The sequence below is a fragment of the Pseudomonas sp. B21-009 genome, assembly GCF_024749345.1.
GTDB lineage: Bacteria > Pseudomonadota > Gammaproteobacteria > Pseudomonadales > Pseudomonadaceae > Aquipseudomonas.
Window position 1 is genome coordinate 913,543 of sequence record NZ_CP087199.1, and the last position, 20,339, is coordinate 933,881.

A 20,339-nucleotide genomic window follows, 5' to 3' on the forward strand; every position below is an offset into this window, starting at 1 on the left:
TCGGCTCCCTCAGCAAATTCACTGACGAGGTACAGACATTGGCCATCATCCATCCCAAAGTCCGCGGTTTTATCTGCACCACTACGCACCCGACCGGTTGCGAGCTGAACGTACGTGATCAGATCGAAGCCACCCGCAAGCTGGGCGTGCGCGAGGATGGTCCGAAAAAAGTACTGGTGATCGGTGCATCCAGCGGCTACGGCCTGGCAGCGCGCATCACCGCAGCGTTCGGTTTCAAGGCCGACACCCTGGGCGTGTTCTTCGAAAAACCGGGCACTGAAACCAAGGCCGGCACCGCGGGCTGGTACAACGCTGCCGCCTTCGACAAGTTCGCCAAGGCCGAAGGCCTGTACAGCAAGTCGATCAATGGCGATGCCTTCTCTGACGAAGCGCGGGCCAAGGTCATCGAGCTGATCAAGAACGAAATGGGCGGCCAGGTCGACCTGGTGATCTACTCGCTGGCCTCGCCAGTGCGCAAACTGCCTGCCTCGGCCGGTGAGCGCGCAGGCGAGCTGGTTCGTTCGGCGCTCAAGCCAATCGGCCAGCCGTACAAGTCGACCGCCATCGACACCAACAAGGACACCATCATTGAGGCGTCCATCGAGCCGGCTACCGAACAGGAAATTGCCGACACCGTCACCGTCATGGGCGGCCAGGACTGGGAGCTGTGGATCGACGCCCTGAACGCCGCTGGTGTTCTGGCGCCGCAAGCGCGCACTGTGGCCTTCAGCTACATCGGCACCGAGATCACCTGGCCGATCTACTGGCACGGTGCCCTGGGCAAGGCCAAGCAGGACCTGGACGAAACTGCCCTGCGCCTGAGCAAAAAGGTCGGTGGCAGCGCCAACGTGGCGGTGCTCAAGTCGGTGGTTACCCAGGCCAGTTCGGCCATTCCGGTAATGCCGCTGTACCTGTCGATGGTCTTCAAGATCATGCAGGAAAAGGGCGTTCACGAAGGGACCCAGGATCAACTGGATCGCATGTTCCGTGACCGTATGTACCGTGCGGACGGTGCTGCGCCGCAGCTGGACGAGAAAGGCCGCCTGCGCCTGGACGACTGGGAACTGCGTGACGATGTACAGGATGCCTGCAAGGCCCTGTGGCCGCAGGTGACCACCGAGAACCTGTTCGAAATGACCGACTACGCCGGTTACAAGAAGCAGTTCCTCAACCTGTTCGGTTTCGAGCGTCAGGATGTTGACTATGACGCCGATGTGGCGACCGACGTACGGTTCGACTGCGTCGAGCTGTAATTAGGCGTTGCTAACTCTTTGTTGTCGCACCTGTTTTTCCTCGGGTGCGGCAACAGTTTCAAACTCGAAACACAATTTGAAACAAGTATGTCAGTGGCCTTTTGCTACCCCCTCCTCGGCACTGATCTATACCACTCATTCAAATGCCCTTTAAACCGTCAAGGTTTCGACAGGAGGCACCATGAGTGGACTGCAAAAACTAAAAGAGCGGATCAGGCAAAAGGGTCTGCAAAAGGTCCTCAAAACCCTGTGTGAGCGCTACATCTTCTTCCATTGGGAGTTGCTGTGGATGGAGCGCGACCTGATCAGCCCGGTACCGCCGCACAACCTGCGTGAGCATCCTGCGGTGCGCCTGGTGCAAATCACCACGGACAACGCCGATGCCTTCGCCCGCTATTTTGGCGACCGCGTGCAGACCATGCGCGAACTGGCCGCCGAAGGTCACACCGGGCACATGTACCTGGACGAGCAGGGCGACGCCGTGGCGTTTATTTTTGCCAGCATGCGCGACTATCACGACCGTCATTACTACGGCTGCACCTTCCCGGTGAAGCCCGGCGAGTTCTTTGAGTTCGGCGGCGAGATGACCCGTGCCTTCTTTGGCACCCGGCTGTCGGTGGATGCCCAGGTCAATTTGTGGGAAGCCATGCGGGAAAAGGGCTGCCACAAGGTGGTGGACGTCTGCGAAACCCACAACATTCCGGCGCTCAAGCTGCATCTGCGCATGGGCTATCACGAGCAGGGGCGGGTGATGCACGTGTATGGCCTGTTCGGACGCTGGCGCCTGTTCCGTGAAACCCGCTACGATGGCTCGCGACTGAGCGGTTTGCGCAAGGTCCCTGCACCGCGGGTAGCGGCTTCGGCATGACAGAGGTCGATGAGCAGTCTCGAAGCATTCCCGGCTTTGCCCGTTGCCAGCAACCGCGGCGAGGCCTTTCGTGAGATCACCGCCGATGGCTATGCCCTCGGCGGTTTCTGTTGGCGCCAGCAGGTGCCGGACGCCACGCGCCCGCTGGTGATCATCAATGCCGCCACGTCAGTGCGCTGCAGCTACTACGCCCGTTTTGCCCAGTACCTGTTCGGCCATGGCCTGGATGTCATCACCTATGACTATCGTGGCATCGGTGAGTCGCGTCCGGCGTCCATGCGCCATTTCCAGGCGTCCTGGAGCGACTGGGGCGTGCTGGATTTCGAAGCCATCCTGCAACGTGCCCAGCGCGAGTTCCGCGGCCAGCCCATCGATGTGGTCGGCCACAGTTTTGGCGGTTGCGCGGCGGGGCTGGCGCCTTCGGCGGGGCAATTGCGCCGGCTGGTCACAGTGGGCGCGCAGTTTGCCTACTGGCGCGACTATGCCGCCGACAGCCGCTGGCAACTGTTCGGCAAATGGCACGTGCTGATGCCGTTGCTGACCCGCGTGTTCGGTTACTTTCCCGGCAAGCGCCTGGGCTGGCTGGAAGACACCCCGGCCGGGGTGGTGCGCGACTGGAGTACGCGCACGGCGGCGTATGAGCAGCGCCCCAGTGGCCGGGCGCTGGGTGAATTGCCCTTCGCCCGGGTCAGGGCGCAAACCCTGGCCATCAGCCTGAGCGACGACCCGTTTGGCACGGTGGCGGCGATCGAGCGCTTACTGGCGTACTTCGAGGCCAGTGAGCGCAGCCATCTGCGCATCGCCCCGGGGGATATCGATGAAAGCCGGATCGGTCATTTCGCCTTTTTCCACAGCCGCTTCCAGGACCGGCTGTGGCCAATTGCCCTGCACTGGTTGCAGCACGGGCAACTGGCCGAAGGCACGCCAGGGCGCTTGATCAGCCCAGGCGCTTGAGCGGCTGGGCGGCGAACTTGACGCCCGCCAGGCCATGCTCGATCAACGCGCGAATGTTGCTGTGGTCGCTGCCTTGCGGGGTGGCCAGCACCGAGCGGTAGTGCTCGCCAAACGCCAGCAGTGCTTCGTCATCGCTCAGGCCCTCAAGCAGGGCCAGGCCCAGGGTCTTGCACGAACCTTCGTTTTGCCCGGCTGCGTTGTCGACGCCGCCGTTGTTGAAGGCTTGTGGCTGGTAGCTGTAGTTGGCGGCGATGAAGGCCAGGGTGTCGGCGAAGGCATGTTCGCCGGATTTCAGGCTGGCGCGCAGGGTACTCAGGTCAGTCATTGGGTTTTCCTTTGGCGAACGCCGCTTGTTGTTCGGCGCTGGCTTCTTGCTGGTAAAGGGATTTCCATTCGGCGTAAGGCATGCCGTAGACCACTTCGCGGGCCTCATCCATGCTCAGCTCGATCTGCTTTTCGTCGGCGGCGGCCTTGTACCATTTGGACAGGCAGTTGCGGCAGAAGCCGGCGAGGTTCATCAGGTCGATGTTCTGCACGTCCTTGCGGCTGTCCAGGTGGGCAACCAGGCGGCGGAAGGCGGCGGCTTCAAGTTCGAGTTTCTGTTGATCGTTCATGGACGTTCTCGTGACAGCGGTAGGTCAGTCTACCGCGATGCGGTTTTTCAGGTGGCGGCCACCGTTGATGACCAGGTTGCTGCCGGTGCTGTACTGGCTGTCGAGCAAAAAGCGCACGGCATCGATCAGCGGCTGGGCACCGGGTTCGAATTCCAGCAGAGCCTTTTTCAGGGTCTGCTGGCGGTAGGCCTCGTCGCTGTTTTCCTTGAGGATCAGCAAGCCCGGGAGGATTGCGTTGACGCGAATGCTCGGCGCGTATTTGGCGGCGAACGACAGCACCATGTTCTGCAAGGCCGCCTTGGTGGCGGCATAGCCGATATGGCTGCCGCTGCCGCGCGAGGAGGTCTCGTCGCAGATATGGATGATGTCGGCTTTGTCGACTTTGGCCAGTTGCGCGCCGAGGGCCAGGTTCAGGTGGTAGGGCGCCTCGACGTGCAGCTTGAACATGGTGTTGAGGTTGGCCAGGTCATCGTCGAGCCACAACGAGGCGTTGTGCACGATCGCCCGCAAGCCGTCGTAATTGCTTTGCAGGTGCTCGATCAGGGCCAGGCGGTCGGCTTCCTGGCACAGGTCGGCCTGGAACTGGATGATGTTCGGGTGCGCGGCCTCGGGGCTTTTGCTGCGGCTGGCGCTGACCACGGTATGGCCGGCCTGCGCCAGGTTCAGGGCCAGCGCCAGCCCGACTCGCTGGCTGGCTCCGGTGACAAGAATTGGGCTGTTCATGGTGGGGGCGGTCAACTTTTACTGGTTCGCTTGGATAACCCCCAGCATACCCGAACTAAGCGGGATTGCGCGCGCCCTGCGGCCCCGGGCGGGCGGGGCTGGCGTTCAGCCAGTTGGCCAGCAGGCGGGTCGACAATGGAATAAAGAAATACACCATCAACGGCGTCAGCCCCAGGGTACTGAGAAGGATGCGCGGCACCAGCTCCAGCGCGCCCAGCCAGTGGCCGAAGATCAGGTTGAACAGCAGTGACACCGGAAAGAACGCCAGCCAGATCGCCACCGCCTGCTTCCAGCGCGGCGGGCGCTGCACCGGGTTATTGCCGAACCAGCCTTCCAGGCCGCTGACCCGCTGTTCCGATGGCTCGGCGAACAGGCCATTGCCACGGGCCAGCCAGGCCTTGCGCGAGGCCGAATGCTCCCAGGCATGCATGGTCTGCTCGTTGGCAAAGCGGAAGATAATCTGGAATTCGTCGCCTTGCGGCGGCGGCGCGAGCACGCCCGAGCCCAGGTAGCCGGGAAAGTCGGTGGCCAGCTGTTCGCCTTCGTGCAGCCAGGCCATCAGGTCCTGGTAGCGACCATCGGCGACGCGGCGGGTAACCATCAGGGTTACGGGTGGGGTAGACATGGTATATCTCCTGGCAACTGGGCGTGGCGGGTAGGCCTGCCCCTTGAACGCCGCCCGGGGTGCTGGGCGGTATTCGCTTCTGTGCAAGAATCGATGCAAGAATCGGGCGCGGATTATTCCTTAAATAAGCTGACTCGTCAGTGCTGGTACTCGCCCACCTGTTAGAAATGCCAATGGTGGTGCTGGTGATTGGCGGAGTAGAATGACAATTGGCCCATAAACCCGCGGTTTCCCGGCAATGATCGAACCAGACCAGCCTTCATTGAATTCCCGTGAGTTTGACCACGAAGAACTGTTCCCGATCCGCGAAGTATCCCGCCTGACCGGTATCAATCCGGTCACCCTGCGTGCCTGGGAGCGCCGTTATGGGCTGATTCAGCCCACGCGCACCGAAAGTGGGCACCGTTTGTACTCGCAAGCGGACATCGACGAGGTACGTAGCATCCTCGGCTGGATCGAGCGCGGGGTTGCCGTCAGCAAGGTCGGGCGCATTTTGGCCAAAAGCCAGAATCTGAAGAGCGAAAGCCAGTCACCGCGTAGCGACGAATCCCAGGCCGATTTCAACCAATGGCAAACCCAGCTGCGCCAGGCCGTGAGGGCTTTCGACGAACGCCGCCTGGAGCGGGTATACGGCCAGGTGTTCAGTAGTTATCCACAGCTGGTGGTGTTCCAGGACATCCTTATGCCGGTCTGGCAGGCGCTGCGCAGTACCCACGAAGCTTTCGGCCAGGCCAGTGAATGGTTGTTTCTCGACAGCTTCCTGCGCGGGCGGGTGTTGCAACGTTTGCAGCTGGCGCGTGAGCAGCAGGAAGTGCGCGTGCTGCTGGCGGCGATCCCCGGCCAGTGCCGGGAACTTGAGTTGCTGGTGGCGGCGTTGTTGCTCGGCACCAGCGAAATCGCCATCAGCGTGCTCGGCCTCGGTCAGCCGCTGGAAGAGCTTGGCCTGGTCTGCGAGCGCATGACCCCGCATGCCCTGGTGCTGTTTTCCAATCATCCGCCGGCCAGTGATTTACCCAAGCGCCTGGCGCGCCTGGCGCTGGCACTGGAGTGTCCGTTGTTGCTGGCGGGAGAGGCGGCGGACCTGGCTCAGGACAGCCTGATCGGCTCGCAAGTCGCGTGTTTGGGCAGCGAAGGACGCTTGATGCGCCGGCGGCTGCAGCAGTACCTGGCCGGTCACCTGGATTCTTGAGGGTGCAGCTCCGGATGGGCGCGCCGGTGTGCCTGGAGAATGTATTCGCGTAGCCGCTCGATTTCAGCCGGCAAGCTCTGGCCCAGGTTATAGGCGGCCAGGCGTTCGCCGGTGCGCCGCTGCAAGGTGCCGTGCAAGGCAATCGGGGCATCGCCGTCGGGGCTGAACCAGAGGTCGAAGTGTTTTGGTGGTTCGGGCAGCTCGCGCACTTCCAGCAGCACACCCTTGAACGAGATTTCCCGCACCCACAAGCCGGTACTCAGGCCCAGCTCGTCTTCCAGTGCCACCGGTTGCTCCAGGGTCAGGCGCCAGGGGCGAACCACGGCGCCTTCTTCATAGATGTTCGGTGCACCCAGTTGCAGGTGCAGGGCATGGAACTCGTCTTCAACCAACTGCAGCGGAAAGGTCATCTGCTGGTTATTGAACTGGGCCTGCAGGGTTACCTGCTCGTCGGCGATCAGTCGGGTCAGCAGGTTTTTGATTGCGCTGCCGCCATTGACCATCAGGCGCGACGCCGGTTCAGCCGGGATGGGCTGGGCCGCGTGCTGCATGGAGCGGATGAAATCCAGCTCATCCTGGGTCAGAAGGGCATCTGCTTGCATGGTCGAACTCGAAGTTACAATCGTGAATGCGTTTCTTCACCGTCATGGACAACCAAACGGCGTGTTTGTTAAGACCGTTGGTCGGCTTCCAGCGCCGCGATGCGCGCGCGGGCGTCGGCCAGTTGGCGCTCAAGCTCGACTACCCGCTGTTCGGCTTCGACCTGGTGGCTGACATCCTTCTGGATGCCGATGAAATACTTGCGCTTGTCAGCCTCATTGAGCACCGGGGTAATCGACAGTTCATTCCAGAACGCGCTGCCGTCCTTGCGGTAGTTGCGCAAGATTTCCCGGCTTGGCAGGCCATCCTTGATCGCCTGGCGGATCAATACCCGGGCGCCCTGGTCGCGATCGTCGTTCTGCAGGAAGCGGCAGTCGCGATAGAGGATGTCGTTGGCGTCATAGCCGGTCAGGCGCTCGAAGGCCGGGTTGACGTAGATCAGGATGGTGTCGTCGTCGCCTTCCTGTTCGGCCACCACGATCCCGTCGTTAGAGGCATCAATCATGCGCTGCAGCAGTGTGGCATTGATCATCTTGTTAGGTCCGCAAGGGCTGTAGATCGGGCATGCTGGCTGATTCTAGTGGATTGGCCGTCGCTGTACAGCGGCAGATTAAGGCCTTTGCCAGTGCCTGATGCTAGTATCCTACGTTTTTACTCAGTTTCGGAAACCTCTATGAAAGTCGTGATCCTTTCCGGTTCGGTCTATGGCACCGCCGAAGAAGTCGCTCGGCATGCCGAGAAGTTGCTCAAACAAGCGGGTTTCGAGGCCTGGCACGCCCACCGGGCTACCCTGCAGGACATCCAGGGCTTTGCCCCGCAGGCATTTTTGGCCGTGACCTCGACCACCGGCATGGGCGAGCTGCCGGACAACCTCATGCCGCTGTTCAGTACCATTCGCGATGCGCTGCCGGCCGAGTGGCGCGGCCTCAAGGGCGCGGTGATCGGCCTGGGCGATTCCAGCTATGGCGATACCTTCTGCGGTGGCGGCGAGCAACTGCGCGAGCTGTTCGCCGAGATGGGCCTGGTAGAGGTTCAGCCGATGCTGCGCCTGGATGCCAGCGAAACCGTTACCCCGGAAACCGACGCCGAGCCGTGGCTTGCCGAGCTGGCCAACAAGCTGCGCGGCTGATCATTACGGCTGTGGCTGCTCGCGCAGCAGCTGCAGCCAGGCCTGGGCGGCGCGCGACAGGTAGGCGCCCTGGCGCCAGATGAAGGCGATGTCCCAGCGCAGGTCGGTCGGCGCGCTCAGTGCCAGGCGCACTACCCCCGGTCGTTCCAGGCCGCGGGCCACCACACTGGGCAACAGCACCACCCCCTGGCCTGCCGCCACCAGCGCGGCGAGAAAGTCGGCCTGGCCGCTACGGCCACCCTCCCTGGGGGTGAAGCCCAATTGCTGGCAAGCGCCGAGCAGTCGGTCATTGAGCACGAAGCTGCGCTGATAAAGCAGGAACGGCGTGTCGGCCAGTTGCGCCAGGCTGACCTGGCCGGCAGCGGCTAAAGGGTGCTCGGTGGGCAGCAGGGCATCGAGGGGCTCGTTGCAAAATGGCTGGTAGGCAAAGGCCGGGTCGCTGGGGGTGAGGCTGCCGCCCAGTTCCAGTTCACCGCTCAGTACGGCCTGCTCGACGCTGCGACTGCCGCCTTCGAACAGTTGAACGCTGATGTTCGGGTAGCGCCGCCGGTATTCGGCGAACAACCGTGCGAACAGCGCATCACTGCCCAGCAGTGGCAAGCCCAGGCGCAGTTCGCCGCGGGCCAGCTGGCTCAGGTCATCGAGCTCGCTGAGCAGCTCCTGGCGCAGGCGCAGCATGGCCTCGCCGCGTTCAAGCACGATCTTGCCGGCAGCGGTCAGGTGCAACTGCGAGCCCTGGCGCTCCAGCAGCGGCACGCCGAGGTCCTGCTCCAGTTGCGCGACCTGCTTGCTCACCGCCGACTGGCTGATGTGCAGGGTTTGCGCGGCCTGGGTAAAGCCGCCACGGTGCACCACTTCAAGAAAACTGCGTAGCTGTTTGAATTCCATAGCCTGAATTCCAATCTGGAATAGCTGGCAGTCTAACAATTCGCTTTTGGCGTGGGGAGCAGGCTTTTAAAATACAGGCCTGAGAGGACCCCCGCGATGAAACCCCCTGCGTTAAACCGGTTTGTCCGCCTGCTCGCCGAGCTTGCGGTGTTGCTTGCTCTTTATAAGGTCGGTGGCCTGCTGGCCGCCTGGTTGGCCTGGCCGATTCCCGGCGGGGTCATGGGCCTTGCGCTGTTGCTGCTGCTGTTTGCTTTGGGTGTACTCAAGCCGGCCATGTTGCAGCTCGGTGCCGGGTTGTTGATGGCCGAGATGCTGCTGTTCTTCATTCCGGCGCTGATGAGCCTGCTTGATTACGGCAGCCTGCTGCGCGATGAGGGCTGGCGGATTTTGCTGGTGATCGGCGTGAGTACCCTGTTGGTGATGGTGGTGACGGCGGTGACGGTGGAGTGGATCTGCCGCTGGAGGTTGCGCCATGACGCTTGAGCCGATGCCGCTGTTCTGGCTGGCCCTGACCCTGCTGGCCTATCTTGGCAGCCGTTGGTTGTACCGGCGCACCGGGCGTTACCTGCTGTCACCGTTGATCCTGGTGCCGGCCGTGCTGCTGGCGATCGCCGTGCCGCTGCACACCGCCTATGCCGAGTACGCGCGCAACACTCACTGGCTGATGTCGGTGCTGGGCCCGGTCACGGTGGCCTTTGCCGTACCGATCTGGCAACAGCGCGCCTTGCTCGCCCGCCACTGGCCGGCCCTGACCCTCGGCATGCTGGTCGGCAGTGCGGCCTCGATTGGCAGTTCCTGGGGCCTGGCGCAGCTGTTGGCACTGGACAGCTCGGTGAGCCTGTCGCTGGTGCCGCGCTCGATCACCACGCCCTTTGCCATGCCGCTGGCCAAGGACCTGGGCGGCGTGCCGGAGCTGACCGCGGTGTTCGTGATGTTCACCGGAGTGCTCGGGGCGATGTTTGGTGGCGTGCTGCTCAAGTACCTGCCGCTGCGCACGCCGTTGGCCCGTGGCGCGCTGTTCGGCGTCGGCGCCCATGGAGCGGGCGTCAGCCGCGCACATGAAGTGGGCGGTGAAGAGGGTTCGGTGGCCGGCCTGGTGATGGTTCTCACCGGCCTGCTCAATCTGTTTGCCGCGCCGTTGCTGACCTTGCTGCTGTGATTCACCTCGCTATTTTGCGCCCTGACTCCCAAGGTCAATAAGCTGGCTGCCAACGCAACTCTCGGCCAGGGCCTGCCTGACTAGACTGACGATCAATAGAGCACACGTATGTGCCGAGGTGATTGCAATGATCGCAGCCGATGCCTTGCCCAACACGACTACCTGTAACTTACCGGGACCACTGTGATGCCTTTGGCCGAGATTCCATTGTGCGTCTGGCGGACCCGGGGCCTGAATTTCTCGTTCCGTGGCCAGACCATTCGTTACTGGAGCGCAGGGCAGGGCGAACCGCTACTGCTCATTCATGGCTTTCCCACCGCCAGTTGGGACTGGCACTACCTGTGGGCGCCGTTGGCCCAGCGTTTCCGGGTGATTGCCTGTGACATGCTCGGCTTTGGCGATTCGGCCAAACCGCTGCATCATGACTACAGCCTGCTGGAACAGGCCGACCTGCAACAGGCGCTGCTGGCGCACCTGCAGGTCGAGCAGCCGGTGCATGTGCTCGGCCATGACTATGGCGGCAGCGTCGCTCAGGAGTTGCTCGCCCGCCACCATGAGGGCCGGGTGCAGATCGCCAGTTGCGTGTTCCTCAATGGCGGCCTGTTCCCCGAGCGTCATCGGCCGCTGATGATCCAGAAACTGCTGCTCAGCCGCCTGGGCTGGCTGGTCGGGCGCTCGTTCGGGCGCGATGACCTGGTGCGCCACGTTACCCAGATCTACGGCCCCTGCACCCATCCCAGCGAGAGTGCGCTGGACGATTACTGGAGCCTGATTGCTTCCAACCGTGGCACGCGCATCCTGCACAAGCTCATTGCCTACCTGCCCGAGCGGGTCGCCCACCGCGAGCGCTGGGTTGGCGCGATGCAGGCCGAAGGGGTGCCACTGCGGCTGATCAACGGCGCGGTCGATCCGGTGTCCGGGGCGCATATGCTCGAGCGTTACCAGGAGCTGGTGCCCAATGCCGATACGGTGATGCTCCAGGGCATCGGTCATTACCCCCATACCGAAGCACCGGTACAGGTGCTGCGCCATTACCTGGCGTTTCGTGAACAACCCTTGGTGAGTGTGCCGCAGAAAGTCGCCTGGTCCTGAGCGACCCGGCGTGCGCAATCATCGCCTGGCCTTATCGCCTGCCATTCAGCGCCTGCCCGCTTGATTGTGTGCCAGCCGCGGCTGGTCGACACTCGGGCATCCCTCCCTTGTTCTGCTGGAGAACTGAGCATGACGATTCGCTTGGACGATAAAGTGGTGATTGTCACCGGCGCTGGCGGTGGCCTGGGTCGCGCCCATGCCCTGCTGTTTGCCCGCCATGGCGCGCGAGTGGTGGTCAACGACCTGGGCGGCTCGACCCACGGCGAAGGCGCCAGCGCCTCGGCTGCCGACCGGGTGGTGGCGCAGATTTGTGAAGCGGGCGGCATGGCCGTGGCCAACCATGACTCGGTCACCGATGGCCAGCGCATTGTCGAACAGGCCCTGGACAGCTTCGGCCGCGTCGATATCGTCATCAACAACGCCGGTATCCTGCGCGACAAGACCTTCCACAAAATGGACGACAGCGATTGGGAGCAGGTCTACCAGGTACACCTCGAAGGGGCCTACAAAGTCACCCGCGCCGCCTGGCCGCACTTGCGCGAGCAGAACTGGGGGCGGGTGATCTTCACCGCCTCGACCTCGGGCATTTATGGCAACTTCGGCCAGGCCAACTATGGCGCGGCCAAGCTCGGCCTGTATGGCCTGACCCGCACCCTGGCCATCGAAGGGCGCAAGCACGGCGTCTTGGTCAACGCCATCGCCCCCACGGGTGGCACGCGCATGACCGAAGGGCTGATTCCGCCACAGGTGTTCGAACAACTCAAGCCGGAGCTGGTCAGCCCGCTGGTGGTGTACCTGGGCAGTGACGCCTGCCAGGACAGCGGCGGCTTGTATGAAGTTGGCGGCGGCTGGGTCGGCAAGGTGCGCTGGGAGCGTAGCCTGGGTGTTGGCTTCGACCCGCGCGAGGGCTTTTCGCCTGAAGACATCGCTGCCAACTGGCAGCAGATCGGCAGCTTTGACAACGCCGTACATCCCAAGGACAGCCTCGAAGCCCTGCAACAGATGATGGCCAACCTGCAGAAGTATCCACAGGGCTGAACCTTGCCCAAGGTTGTGGTCGCCGGCTGAAGTTGCCTATGCTGGACGGCCACCTTGGTTGCAGGAGCACAGAGGATGTACGAATCCAGAACGGACGCTGTCATCTCTACCCGACAGTTCGGCTATCGCCTGATGTGGCACGGGATCGCGGCCTGCCTGTTGCTGATCGGCTCGATCCTGTTTGGCGTGGTTGGCCATCTGTACTTCGAGCCGCAAGTGCCCTGGCACGATGCCGTGTTCAACGCCACCTTGCTGCTGGGCGGGGTAGGGCCGGTGATCCTCCCCGAGTCTATTGGCGGCAAGCTGTTTTTTGCAGGTTACGGCCTGTATGTCGGCCTGGTGTTCGTCGCCAGCATCGGCCTGATCCTGGCGCCCATCGCTCACCGATTGTTGCACCGATTCCACTTTGATGACGCCGACGACGACTGAGTTGCAGGCATAAAAAAGGCCGCTGCAGTGCAGCGGCCAAGTAAGACGCAGATCAAGGAGCTTCAAAATCAACGTCGGTGAACCTGGAGAAGACGCCATCAGGCGGGGTGTGCACGCCGGTTGATGGAATGGGCTGACGCTTTGATTTGGCGTCTGCACCGTCTTGGTGTAACCAGAATAGGCGCCTGTCAGAATCGGAAAAATAGGTATTTCTGACATTCACTGTTACAACTCAGGTAACAGTCAGCCCCCAAGACAGTAACCCGCTGTTTCACGAAAGTCAGTAAGCGAGTGTAAGCAACTGTGCACACTGTCCTTTTATTCTTATATGGAAGTGAGCTGTTGCTTTAGTTAGCTGTAGGGCAATTCATTGGGTTTGAAGAAACGGGAGCCTGGGCACTTTCCAGAGATAGCAACCGGGACGGGTTTCGCTGAAATTTCCCTGAAGGTGGGCAAGTCAATTAGTCGCGTTATGACTATCAACCACCAACGGACATCAGCATATGGAATCGACCCGTTCGCTTGACACACCCGCGTTGAGCTACGACGACAGTACTGTGGAGACACTGCTGCTGGAAATGACCAGCAGTACTTTTGAAATCCAGCGCCAGCTTGAGTCGGTGGCAACGTTGCAGGATGCGGCGCTGATCAGTTTCTGGGAGAGGGCACGCAAGCCGAGTACAAAGCCGCCGAGCCTGTTTGTGCACCTGTCTAAATTGTTTTTTTTCGATCTGCGCTACTTTGCTTTGCGCCATCCCTGGCAGCAGCCGGAAATGGCAGCGCTGGAGGAGCAGATTTTCTATCCCGTTGAGCACGTTCGCATTCTGACCCTCGATATCCAGGGAGAGACGGCGATGTTGCCGTTGGCGTTTGTCATCAGCGAGTCGTTCGACCCGTCATCATCTAGCAGGCTTTGGTTTTACAGCCTGCAGGAGGGGTTGCAAGCGCAGGGGGATGAGCGGCGATTCATCGACAGGATGACGCTGCGCCTGTGCGCACCGGCTGCCGGCGACCCCTTGGTGCAGCCGTTGCCACACGGAATAAAACAGCGCCTTGCACAAGGCCAAGCGCCGCAATTGACCTTGGTGCCGCTGAGCGAGAGTCCGTTTCGAAGCCAAGTAGACGATATCCGCCAAGCCCTGCGCGAGGTACCTGTGCAAGACCTGTTGCAGCAACGCCTTGCAACCAGGTTCAGGCAGCACCGTCGCGCCCAACTGCCTGAGTGGTTACGCTTTCTCCAAGGTGAAGAGCGTACGGCCTACGAGTTACGCGAACGAGCTGCTGCCCAGTGCCAGCAACGGGTTGATGAACACCTGCAAGGCACGGCCAGCATTGAGGACTATGCCGCGACACAGATAGCCGCTTACATTGCGCAAGCCATGGGTGCTGAAACAGATGCCGGGCAACTGCGCGTTCGAGTCAGGCATGTACTGGACGTCGAGGATGAAACGATACAGGGCGAGCGCGAGATGTCGCTGGTGCAGTGGGTGTTGTCCGGTGGTTACCCCGGCAGCGAGTTTCAAGCGCAAATCATCGATGCAAAGCTGGCCGCGCAGCTGACGCCGGATTTCCTTCAGCGCATGATCGATGAACTTGGCGTTCGATTGAGTTACCGGCAAGCGCTGCAATCTTCCTACCTCGATGGCTCTGGCCCTCAACTGATGAGCGACGTGGTCAATGCACGGTTAGCCTTGAGCGCCCTGGCCGCGCGCTACCAAGGGTTCGACCGGGAGGCTTGCGACGCTCTGGAAGCTGCTCGCAACCATACAGGCGCCCTGGCTGCGCTTGGGATCGACGCGGGTGCGGTGATCCTTGAGCCCTTGCAGTTGGCGTTCAAGGATATGCTCTACCTGAGTTTTGGCTCGCAGGACACTCATCGTTTCCTGCTCTATGCCCCTGGCGCGCCGGAGGCGGATCTGCGGGTGTTCAGCAATGTGGGGCAGCTCAGCCTGGAAATTGCCCGGTGGGCCCTGACCGACCAGGGGCAAACCTATCTGCTTGGCCAAGTGCCGGTCAACGCCAGGATGAGCTTCAGTCGGTTTCTCAAGCAGACGCAAAAATTGCCGGGCACCTGGTCCCGACAAACAGTGGCCCTGGAGCGCTGGCCCGATGCGAGCTGGCCGAGGGTATTGTCGCAAGTTGCTTTCAGGAAGGTCTCGGCGTTACTTGAGCAACAGCAATTGGCCACGCCTCAGTGGTTCATCGATGCATCCCGAGTTCAGCGCCAGCAACTGAGCCATGTTGATGCTCAACTGGGTGCGATACAGGACGCCTACCAACAGCTCAACACTATCGAGCCCTTTGCCAAATACGCCCATCGCCAGGTGCAGGACTGGATCAAGAAGCTTCTACCTGCGTCTGATATAGACCCTGATACCGTACTGGTGGAGCTTGAGGACGGTGACATAAAGACGCTCACCCGCACGGTCATTGAAGGTTACGACAGCAGTTTCAACTTCGCCGACTTTGCCAGAATCACCTCCACCATCGGCCAGGACCTGTCGCGACTCGATCGTCCCTCTGTCGATGGCTACATTCGATCTGCCAAGCTGGGTGAGCGCTACATCCAGATGATTCGCCGGCGCCTGCTCGTCCCCGTTGAGCCACAGTACAAGCGCCGTCGCCTGCTTCACCGCGAGCTGCTGCGTTTGCAGATCCGCCGCGCCTGGCTGAGTGAAAGCATGGCGGGGCGCCTGACGTCCGAGCAGAGCGGGTGGCTGGGCATTGCTGTCGACAAGCTGGTTGATCTGGAGCCTGCGGTCGTTGGCGGTGAGCGGACCTCTGGCAAGAACGGTCTGTTCCAGCTGGCCCTGAGGGGCCGCAGGGTAGAGGGTGTGTACCTGTTCAGGAACGTATCGCAAAGTGTTGTCGAAGATCTTGTCTACACCCCCGATGCGCCGGATGACCTGATCTTCCGTACGCCGCAAGCGTTGGCGCTTCAATGGGAAGCGCTGCAGGACTATTTCTACCTGCGCGTGAGCATCGATGATCAGCCGGCCATCGGCAGCCTGATCGACAGTGTTGAACGAGCAGCTGATGGTCAGGCAATGGTCCTCGAGGCGATCAGCGACTATAAGCGCGTGACCGATCTTGCCCATGAATTCGACGTGATGGTCGAGCGGATCATTGCCGATGTGGACGCCGACACCACCAGTGTGGCCGAACGAATCTGGGGCATCCTCTTCGAGGTCGCCATCGGCGTTGCGGCGATTCTTTCGATTCCCTTTCCACCGGCCACCCTGGCGCTGAACGTGGTGCTGACCCTGCGCTCGTTCGTGCAAGGTGCGCTGGCCTACGAGGATGGCGATCGGGCTTCAGCCTTGAAGTGGTTTGTTGTCACGGCTGTGGGGGTCGTGTCGATTTCCGGCGTGGCAGGGCGCTTCGCCAAAGCGCTATCGAAGCTGTCCAAGGGCCCCGGCTCGCCGACCACCGAGCTACTGAAAAAGCTGGTCGCCGACTTGGGCAAGGCGGGTTCGGAAACAGTCTCCAGCGTCGGTGAGGCGTTGGACGATGAACTCACCTTGTTCCTCAAGTACCTGGAGCGAACGGTTCCTGCCTGACGAGATGGGCTCAGGCCTCATACCCCATGCGCCAACTGATGGTCCTGGCGGTGGCCAGCAGTTGTTGCGCAGCGGGGCCCTGTTCATCCGCGTGGAAAATCGAGGTCGGGCCGACCACGGTCAGCACTGCGGCAATCTTGCCCACGGCGTTGAACACAGGAGCGGAAAGCGCATCGACTCCGGGCATCAGCAGGCCATGCACATGATGCAGGCCGCGTTGGCGGATGGTCGCAAACAATGCCTGGTATTCGTCGGCACTGTGACCTGATGCGGCCAGCTCTTGCTCGCGCAGCTCGATGGTTTCACGTTCTGGCAGGTAAGCGCCGAACACCAGGCCAGTGGAGGACGTCAGCAAGGGCAGCACCGAACCGATCTGGGTGACCACGGTAACCGCGCGCACCGCCGGCTCGATGTTGACCACGGTGGCGCCCTGGTTGCCCCACACGGCGATGAAGCAGCTTTCGTTGAGCTCGTCGCGCAGTTGCGACAGCGGCAGCGCCGCCTCTTTCAATACGTCCATCCCGCCCAGTGCCGCCAGGCCCACGCGCAGGGCTTCGCGGCCGAGGCCGTAATGGTTGGTGGCCGGGTTCTGCTCGGCAAAGCCGCTGGCGATCAAGGCCTGCAGGTAGCGGTGGACCTTGCTCGCCGGCATGTCGACGTGCTCGGCCAGGCGCGACAGCGAGGTGGACGGCGATAACTGGGCCAGGGCCTTGAGGATGTCGGTGCCGACCTCGGCCGAGCGGACCTTCTGTTTGCCGGAGCTGTCGGCGGGGGAGCTGGCTTTGGCCATGGGGGGAGTCGATCCGGGGAGTTAGATGGGCGTCTTTATAGCTTGACGGTCTTCACCAATCAAATTACGTTATGCGTAATGTGATTACGATAAAAATAACGCAGAAGCGCTGCCATTCCTTCAAGGCCCGCAGCCAACTGCCATTGACCGGCCTGCACTGGGCCCGGAGGCTCGATGAACCTCGATAACACCCCCGTCCTTGGCTACCAGAGCGGTTTCGGCAACGAATTCGCCAGCGAAGCCTTGCCTGGCGCGCTGCCGGTCGGGCAGAACTCGCCGCAAAAAGCCCCGTATGGCCTGTATGCCGAACTGTTTTCCGGCACTGCCTTCACCATGGCCCGCAACGAACAGCGCCGCACCTGGCTGTACCGCATTCGCCCTTCGGCCCTGCACCCGCGCTTCGAGCGCCTGCAGCGTCAACTGGCCGGTGGCCCGCTGGGCCCGGTGACGCCCAACCGCCTGCGCTGGAGCCCGCAACCGATGCCGAGCGAGGCCACCGACTTCATCGACGGCTGGGTGGCCATGGCGGCCAACTCGGCAGGCGAGAAACCCGCCGGCATCAGCATCTATACCTACTGCGCCAATCGCTCCATGGAGCGGGTGTTCTTCAACGCTGATGGCGAACTGCTGCTGGTGCCCGAGCAAGGTCGCCTGCGCATCGTCACCGAGCTGGGCGTGCTGGAAGTCGAGCCGCTGGAGATTGCCGTGTTGCCCCGTGGCCTGAAGTTTCGCGTCGAACTGCTCGACGGCAAGGCCCGTGGCTATCTGGCCGAGAACCACGGTGCGCCGCTGCGCATCCCGGACCTGGGGCCGATTGGCAGCAATGGCCTGGCCAACCCGCGCGATTTCCTTGCGCCGGTGGCCCATTACGAAGAAACCGACGCCCCGGTGCAGCTGGTGCAGAAGTTCCTCGGCGAACTGTGGGGCTGCCAGCTCAATCATTCGCCCCTGGACGTAGTCGCCTGGCACGGCAACAACGTGCCGTACAAATATGACCTGCGCCGCTTCAACACCATCGGCACGGTCAGCTTCGACCACCCGGACCCTTCGATCTTCACCGTGCTGACCTCGCCGACCAGCGTACCGGGCATGGCCAACCTCGACTTCGTGATCTTCCCGCCGCGCTGGATGGTGGCCGAGAACACCTTCCGTCCACCGTGGTTCCATCGCAACCTGATGAACGAGTTCATGGGCCTGATCAAGGGCGAGTACGACGCCAAGGCCGAAGGCTTCCTGCCCGGCGGTGCCTCGCTGCACAGCTGCATGAGCGCCCACGGCCCGGATGCCGAGACCTGCAGCAAGGCTATCGCCGTAGAGCTGGCACCGAACAAGATCGACAACACCATGGCCTTCATGTTCGAGACCAGCCAGGTGCTGCGCCCGAGCCGTCATGCGCTCGAATGCCCGCAATTGCAGGCCGACTACGATAGTTGCTGGGCCTCGTTGCCGAGCACCTTTACCCCGAATCGGAGATAACCCATGAATCAGTCCGCCCTTGCCCGCAGTTGGGTAGAACACGCCAACGGCCACGGCAACTTCCCGCTGCAGAACCTGCCGCTGGGCATCTTCAGCCGCAAGGACCAGGCGCCGCGCTGTGGCGTGGCCATCGGTGATGCCATTCTCGACCTCGAAGCAGTGCTGGCCGCCGGCCTGTTCGACGGCCAGGCCCGCGCCGCAGTCGAGGCCACCCGTGGTGGTGCGCTGAACGCTTTCTTCGCCCTTGGCCGGGGCGCCCGGGTAGCCCTGCGCGAACGCCTGCTGGAGCTGCTCGGCGAGCACAGCGAGCACCAGGCCGCGCTCAAGCCGCTGCTGCATGCGGCCAGCGAGTGCCAGCTGCACCTGCCGGCGCGCATCGGCGACTACACCGACTTCTATGTCGGCATCGAGCACGCCAAGAACGTCGGCAAGCTGTTCCGGCCCGACAACCCGCTGCTGCCCAACTATAAATATGTGCCGATCGGTTACCACGGCCGCGCCTCGACCATTCGCCCCTCGGGCACCGACGTGCGCCGGCCAAAAGGCCAGACCCTGCCTGCTGGCCAGAGCGAACCAAGCTTCGGCCCGTGCGCGCGTCTGGACTACGAGCTGGAACTGGGTATCTGGATCGGCCAAGGCAACGACATGGGCGATTCGATTCCGGTGGCCGAAGCCGCCGAGCACATCGCCGGTTTCTGCCTGCTCAACGACTGGTCGGCGCGTGACATCCAGGCCTGGGAATACCAGCCGCTGGGGCCGTTCCTGTCCAAGAGCTTCATCTCCACCGTTTCGCCGTGGGTAGTCACTGCCGAAGCCCTGGAGCCGTTCCGCTGCGCCCAGCCGGCGCGCCCGGAAGGTGATCCGCAGCCGCTGTCGTACCTGCTCGACAAACGCGACCAGGCCAATGGCGCTTTTGATATCGAGCTGGAAGTGCTGCTGCTGACCGAGCGCATGCGCGAGCAGAACCTGCCAGCCCATCGCCTGACCCTGAGCAACACCTTGAGCATGTACTGGACCGTGGCGCAGATGGTTGCCCACCACAGCGTCAACGGTTGCCAGTTGCAGCCGGGCGACCTGTTCGGCTCCGGCACCCTGTCCGGTGCCCAGCCTGGCCAGTTCGGCAGCCTGCTGGAAATCACCCAGGGCGGCAAGGAACCGGTCGAACTGGCCTCGGGCGAGGTGCGCAAGTTCCTTGAGGACGGCGACGAAATCATCCTGCGTGCCCGTTGCAAGCGCGACGGCGTAGCCTCGATCGGCTTCGGCGAGTGCCGCGGCAAGATCCTGCCGGCGCACTGAGAGGGCAGGGCCATGGAACTCTTTGGTTACTACCGCTCGACCTCATCCTACCGGGTGCGCATTGCCCTGGCGCTCAAGCAGCTGGAGGTCCAGCAGGTGCCGGTCAACCTGCTCAAGGGCGAACAGCGCGAAGCACAGTTCCTGGCCCTCAACCCGCAAGGGCGAGTGCCGGCGCTGAAGATCGACTCCGGTGAGCTGCTGGTGCAGTCGCCGGCGATCATCGAGTACCTGGAAGAAGTTTATCCACAACCCGCGCTGTTGCCCCAGGACCCGCTGCGCCGGGCCCAGGTGCGTGGCGTGGCGGCGCTGATCGGCTGCGACATCCACCCCCTGCACAACGTCAGCGTGCTCAATCAGCTGCGCGGCCTGGGTCATGACGACACCCAGGTCAACCAGTGGATCGGCCACTGGATCAGCCAGGGCCTTGCCGCGGTCGAGCAGTTGATCGGTGACCAGGGCTTCTGCTTTGGCGACGAGCCGGGGCTGGCCGATGTCTACCTTGTTCCGCAGTTGTACGCCGCCGAGCGCTTCAATATCGACCTCAGTGGCTTCCCGCGCATTCGCCGGGTCGCGGCCCTGGCCGAGGCGCATTCGGCGTTTGCCCAGGCTCATCCGTCGAGGCAGCCCGACGCACCATAAATCATGCTGCTCAGCCC

The 20,339-nt window shown here is 62.4% G+C and carries 22 protein-coding genes; 14 read left to right on the plus strand and 8 right to left on the minus strand.

Going from position 1 to position 20,339, the window contains the following annotated elements:
• Positions 1 to 38 precede the first annotated feature (38 nt).
• The 3 genes from fabV (at position 39) to LOY34_RS04090 (ending at position 3,075) form a co-directional block, all read left to right on the plus strand.
• Positions 39 to 1,253, plus strand: a complete 1,215-nt coding sequence (gene fabV, locus LOY34_RS04080) for an enoyl-ACP reductase FabV (protein ID WP_123564434.1) — start codon at positions 39 to 41, stop codon at positions 1,251 to 1,253.
• A 181-nt stretch (positions 1,254 to 1,434) separates the two neighbouring features.
• Entirely contained in the window at positions 1,435 to 2,121 is a 687-nt protein-coding gene (locus LOY34_RS04085; RefSeq protein ID WP_045196087.1) for a GNAT family N-acetyltransferase, read from the plus strand.
• Between the two features lie 9 nt (positions 2,122 to 2,130).
• On the plus strand, positions 2,131 to 3,075 hold the full coding sequence (locus LOY34_RS04090; protein WP_195885682.1) for an alpha/beta fold hydrolase: 945 nt from the start codon (positions 2,131 to 2,133) through the stop codon (positions 3,073 to 3,075).
• Here LOY34_RS04090 and LOY34_RS04095 read toward each other — a convergent pair.
• Genes LOY34_RS04095 through LOY34_RS04110 form a run of 4 tightly spaced genes read right to left on the minus strand, consistent with a single transcriptional unit; the run spans position 3,059 to position 5,037 of the window.
• Complete coding sequence (locus tag LOY34_RS04095; protein ID WP_045196090.1) at positions 3,059 to 3,400, minus strand: HopJ type III effector protein; 342 nt, start codon at positions 3,398 to 3,400, stop codon at positions 3,059 to 3,061. The two genes, LOY34_RS04090 and LOY34_RS04095, sit on opposite strands and share 17 nt — an antisense overlap.
• Entirely contained in the window at positions 3,393 to 3,689 is a 297-nt protein-coding gene (locus LOY34_RS04100) for a DUF1244 domain-containing protein (protein WP_045196092.1), read from the minus strand. Before LOY34_RS04100 ends, LOY34_RS04095 begins: the two co-directional genes overlap by 8 nt.
• A 24-nt stretch (positions 3,690 to 3,713) precedes the next feature.
• Positions 3,714 to 4,412: a dihydromonapterin reductase gene (gene folM, locus LOY34_RS04105; protein WP_195885683.1), complete on the minus strand. Its 699-nt coding sequence runs from the start codon at positions 4,410 to 4,412 to the stop codon at positions 3,714 to 3,716.
• A 55-nt stretch (positions 4,413 to 4,467) separates the two neighbouring features.
• Positions 4,468 to 5,037 (minus strand): antibiotic biosynthesis monooxygenase, encoded by a 570-nt coding sequence (locus tag LOY34_RS04110; RefSeq protein WP_045196096.1) that lies wholly within the window; start codon positions 5,035 to 5,037, stop codon positions 4,468 to 4,470.
• A 238-nt stretch (positions 5,038 to 5,275) separates the two neighbouring features.
• Between LOY34_RS04110 and LOY34_RS04115 the strand changes: the two genes are divergently transcribed.
• Complete coding sequence (locus tag LOY34_RS04115; protein WP_195885684.1) at positions 5,276 to 6,226, plus strand: MerR family transcriptional regulator; 951 nt, start codon at positions 5,276 to 5,278, stop codon at positions 6,224 to 6,226.
• On the opposite strand, the gene LOY34_RS04120 is transcribed toward LOY34_RS04115, so the two are convergent.
• Both LOY34_RS04120 and LOY34_RS04125 read right to left on the minus strand, forming a co-directional pair.
• Positions 6,211 to 6,828, minus strand: a complete 618-nt coding sequence (locus tag LOY34_RS04120; RefSeq protein WP_093387998.1) for a hypothetical protein — start codon at positions 6,826 to 6,828, stop codon at positions 6,211 to 6,213. The genes LOY34_RS04115 and LOY34_RS04120 overlap by 16 nt on opposite strands.
• A 68-nt stretch (positions 6,829 to 6,896) precedes the next feature.
• Complete coding sequence (locus tag LOY34_RS04125; protein ID WP_195885685.1) at positions 6,897 to 7,358, minus strand: PAS domain-containing protein; 462 nt, start codon at positions 7,356 to 7,358, stop codon at positions 6,897 to 6,899.
• Positions 7,359 to 7,499: 141 nt separating this feature from the next.
• Between LOY34_RS04125 and LOY34_RS04130 the strand changes: the two genes are divergently transcribed.
• Positions 7,500 to 7,955 (plus strand): flavodoxin, encoded by a 456-nt coding sequence (locus LOY34_RS04130; protein ID WP_045196103.1) that lies wholly within the window; start codon positions 7,500 to 7,502, stop codon positions 7,953 to 7,955.
• A 3-nt stretch (positions 7,956 to 7,958) separates the two neighbouring features.
• On the opposite strand, the gene LOY34_RS04135 is transcribed toward LOY34_RS04130, so the two are convergent.
• Positions 7,959 to 8,843, minus strand: coding sequence for a LysR family transcriptional regulator (locus tag LOY34_RS04135; protein WP_195885686.1), 885 nt, complete (start codon positions 8,841 to 8,843; stop codon positions 7,959 to 7,961).
• 96 nt (positions 8,844 to 8,939) lie between these two features.
• Between LOY34_RS04135 and LOY34_RS04140 the strand changes: the two genes are divergently transcribed.
• From LOY34_RS04140 to LOY34_RS04165, 6 genes are all read left to right on the plus strand, one after another.
• Positions 8,940 to 9,326 carry a CidA/LrgA family protein gene (locus LOY34_RS04140; protein WP_093388007.1) on the plus strand — a complete coding sequence of 129 codons (387 nt, stop codon included), beginning with the start codon at positions 8,940 to 8,942 and terminating at the stop codon, positions 9,324 to 9,326.
• A complete protein-coding gene (locus tag LOY34_RS04145; protein WP_093388009.1) occupies positions 9,316 to 10,002 on the plus strand; it encodes an LrgB family protein in 687 nt (228 codons plus the stop codon). Before LOY34_RS04140 ends, LOY34_RS04145 begins: the two co-directional genes overlap by 11 nt.
• A gap of 186 nt (positions 10,003 to 10,188) precedes the next feature.
• Positions 10,189 to 11,094 (plus strand): alpha/beta fold hydrolase, encoded by a 906-nt coding sequence (locus tag LOY34_RS04150; protein WP_093388012.1) that lies wholly within the window; start codon positions 10,189 to 10,191, stop codon positions 11,092 to 11,094.
• A 129-nt stretch (positions 11,095 to 11,223) separates the two neighbouring features.
• Positions 11,224 to 12,132 (plus strand): SDR family oxidoreductase, encoded by a 909-nt coding sequence (locus LOY34_RS04155; RefSeq protein ID WP_371128689.1) that lies wholly within the window; start codon positions 11,224 to 11,226, stop codon positions 12,130 to 12,132.
• A 75-nt stretch (positions 12,133 to 12,207) separates the two neighbouring features.
• Entirely contained in the window at positions 12,208 to 12,561 is a 354-nt protein-coding gene (locus LOY34_RS04160; protein ID WP_045196112.1) for a hypothetical protein, read from the plus strand.
• Between the two features lie 503 nt (positions 12,562 to 13,064).
• The gene (locus tag LOY34_RS04165; protein ID WP_258664306.1) at positions 13,065 to 16,121 is read left to right on the plus strand and encodes a hypothetical protein; all 3,057 of its coding nucleotides are present in this window, start codon (positions 13,065 to 13,067) and stop codon (positions 16,119 to 16,121) included.
• Between the two features lie 10 nt (positions 16,122 to 16,131).
• On the opposite strand, the gene LOY34_RS04170 is transcribed toward LOY34_RS04165, so the two are convergent.
• Positions 16,132 to 16,911, minus strand: a complete 780-nt coding sequence (locus LOY34_RS04170) for an IclR family transcriptional regulator (RefSeq protein ID WP_045196116.1) — start codon at positions 16,909 to 16,911, stop codon at positions 16,132 to 16,134.
• 174 nt (positions 16,912 to 17,085) lie between these two features.
• On the opposite strand from LOY34_RS04170, the gene hmgA reads away from it, so the two are divergent.
• The 3 genes from hmgA to maiA are packed head-to-tail and all read left to right on the plus strand — an operon-like array spanning position 17,086 to position 20,322.
• Positions 17,086 to 18,387, plus strand: a complete 1,302-nt coding sequence (hmgA, locus tag LOY34_RS04175; protein WP_045196118.1) for a homogentisate 1,2-dioxygenase — start codon at positions 17,086 to 17,088, stop codon at positions 18,385 to 18,387.
• Positions 18,388 to 18,390: 3 nt separating this feature from the next.
• Positions 18,391 to 19,683, plus strand: coding sequence for a fumarylacetoacetase (fahA, locus tag LOY34_RS04180; RefSeq protein WP_195885688.1), 1,293 nt, complete (start codon positions 18,391 to 18,393; stop codon positions 19,681 to 19,683).
• A gap of 12 nt (positions 19,684 to 19,695) precedes the next feature.
• Positions 19,696 to 20,322: a maleylacetoacetate isomerase gene (gene maiA / locus LOY34_RS04185; RefSeq protein ID WP_195885689.1), complete on the plus strand. Its 627-nt coding sequence runs from the start codon at positions 19,696 to 19,698 to the stop codon at positions 20,320 to 20,322.
• Positions 20,323 to 20,339: the final 17 nt, after the last annotated feature.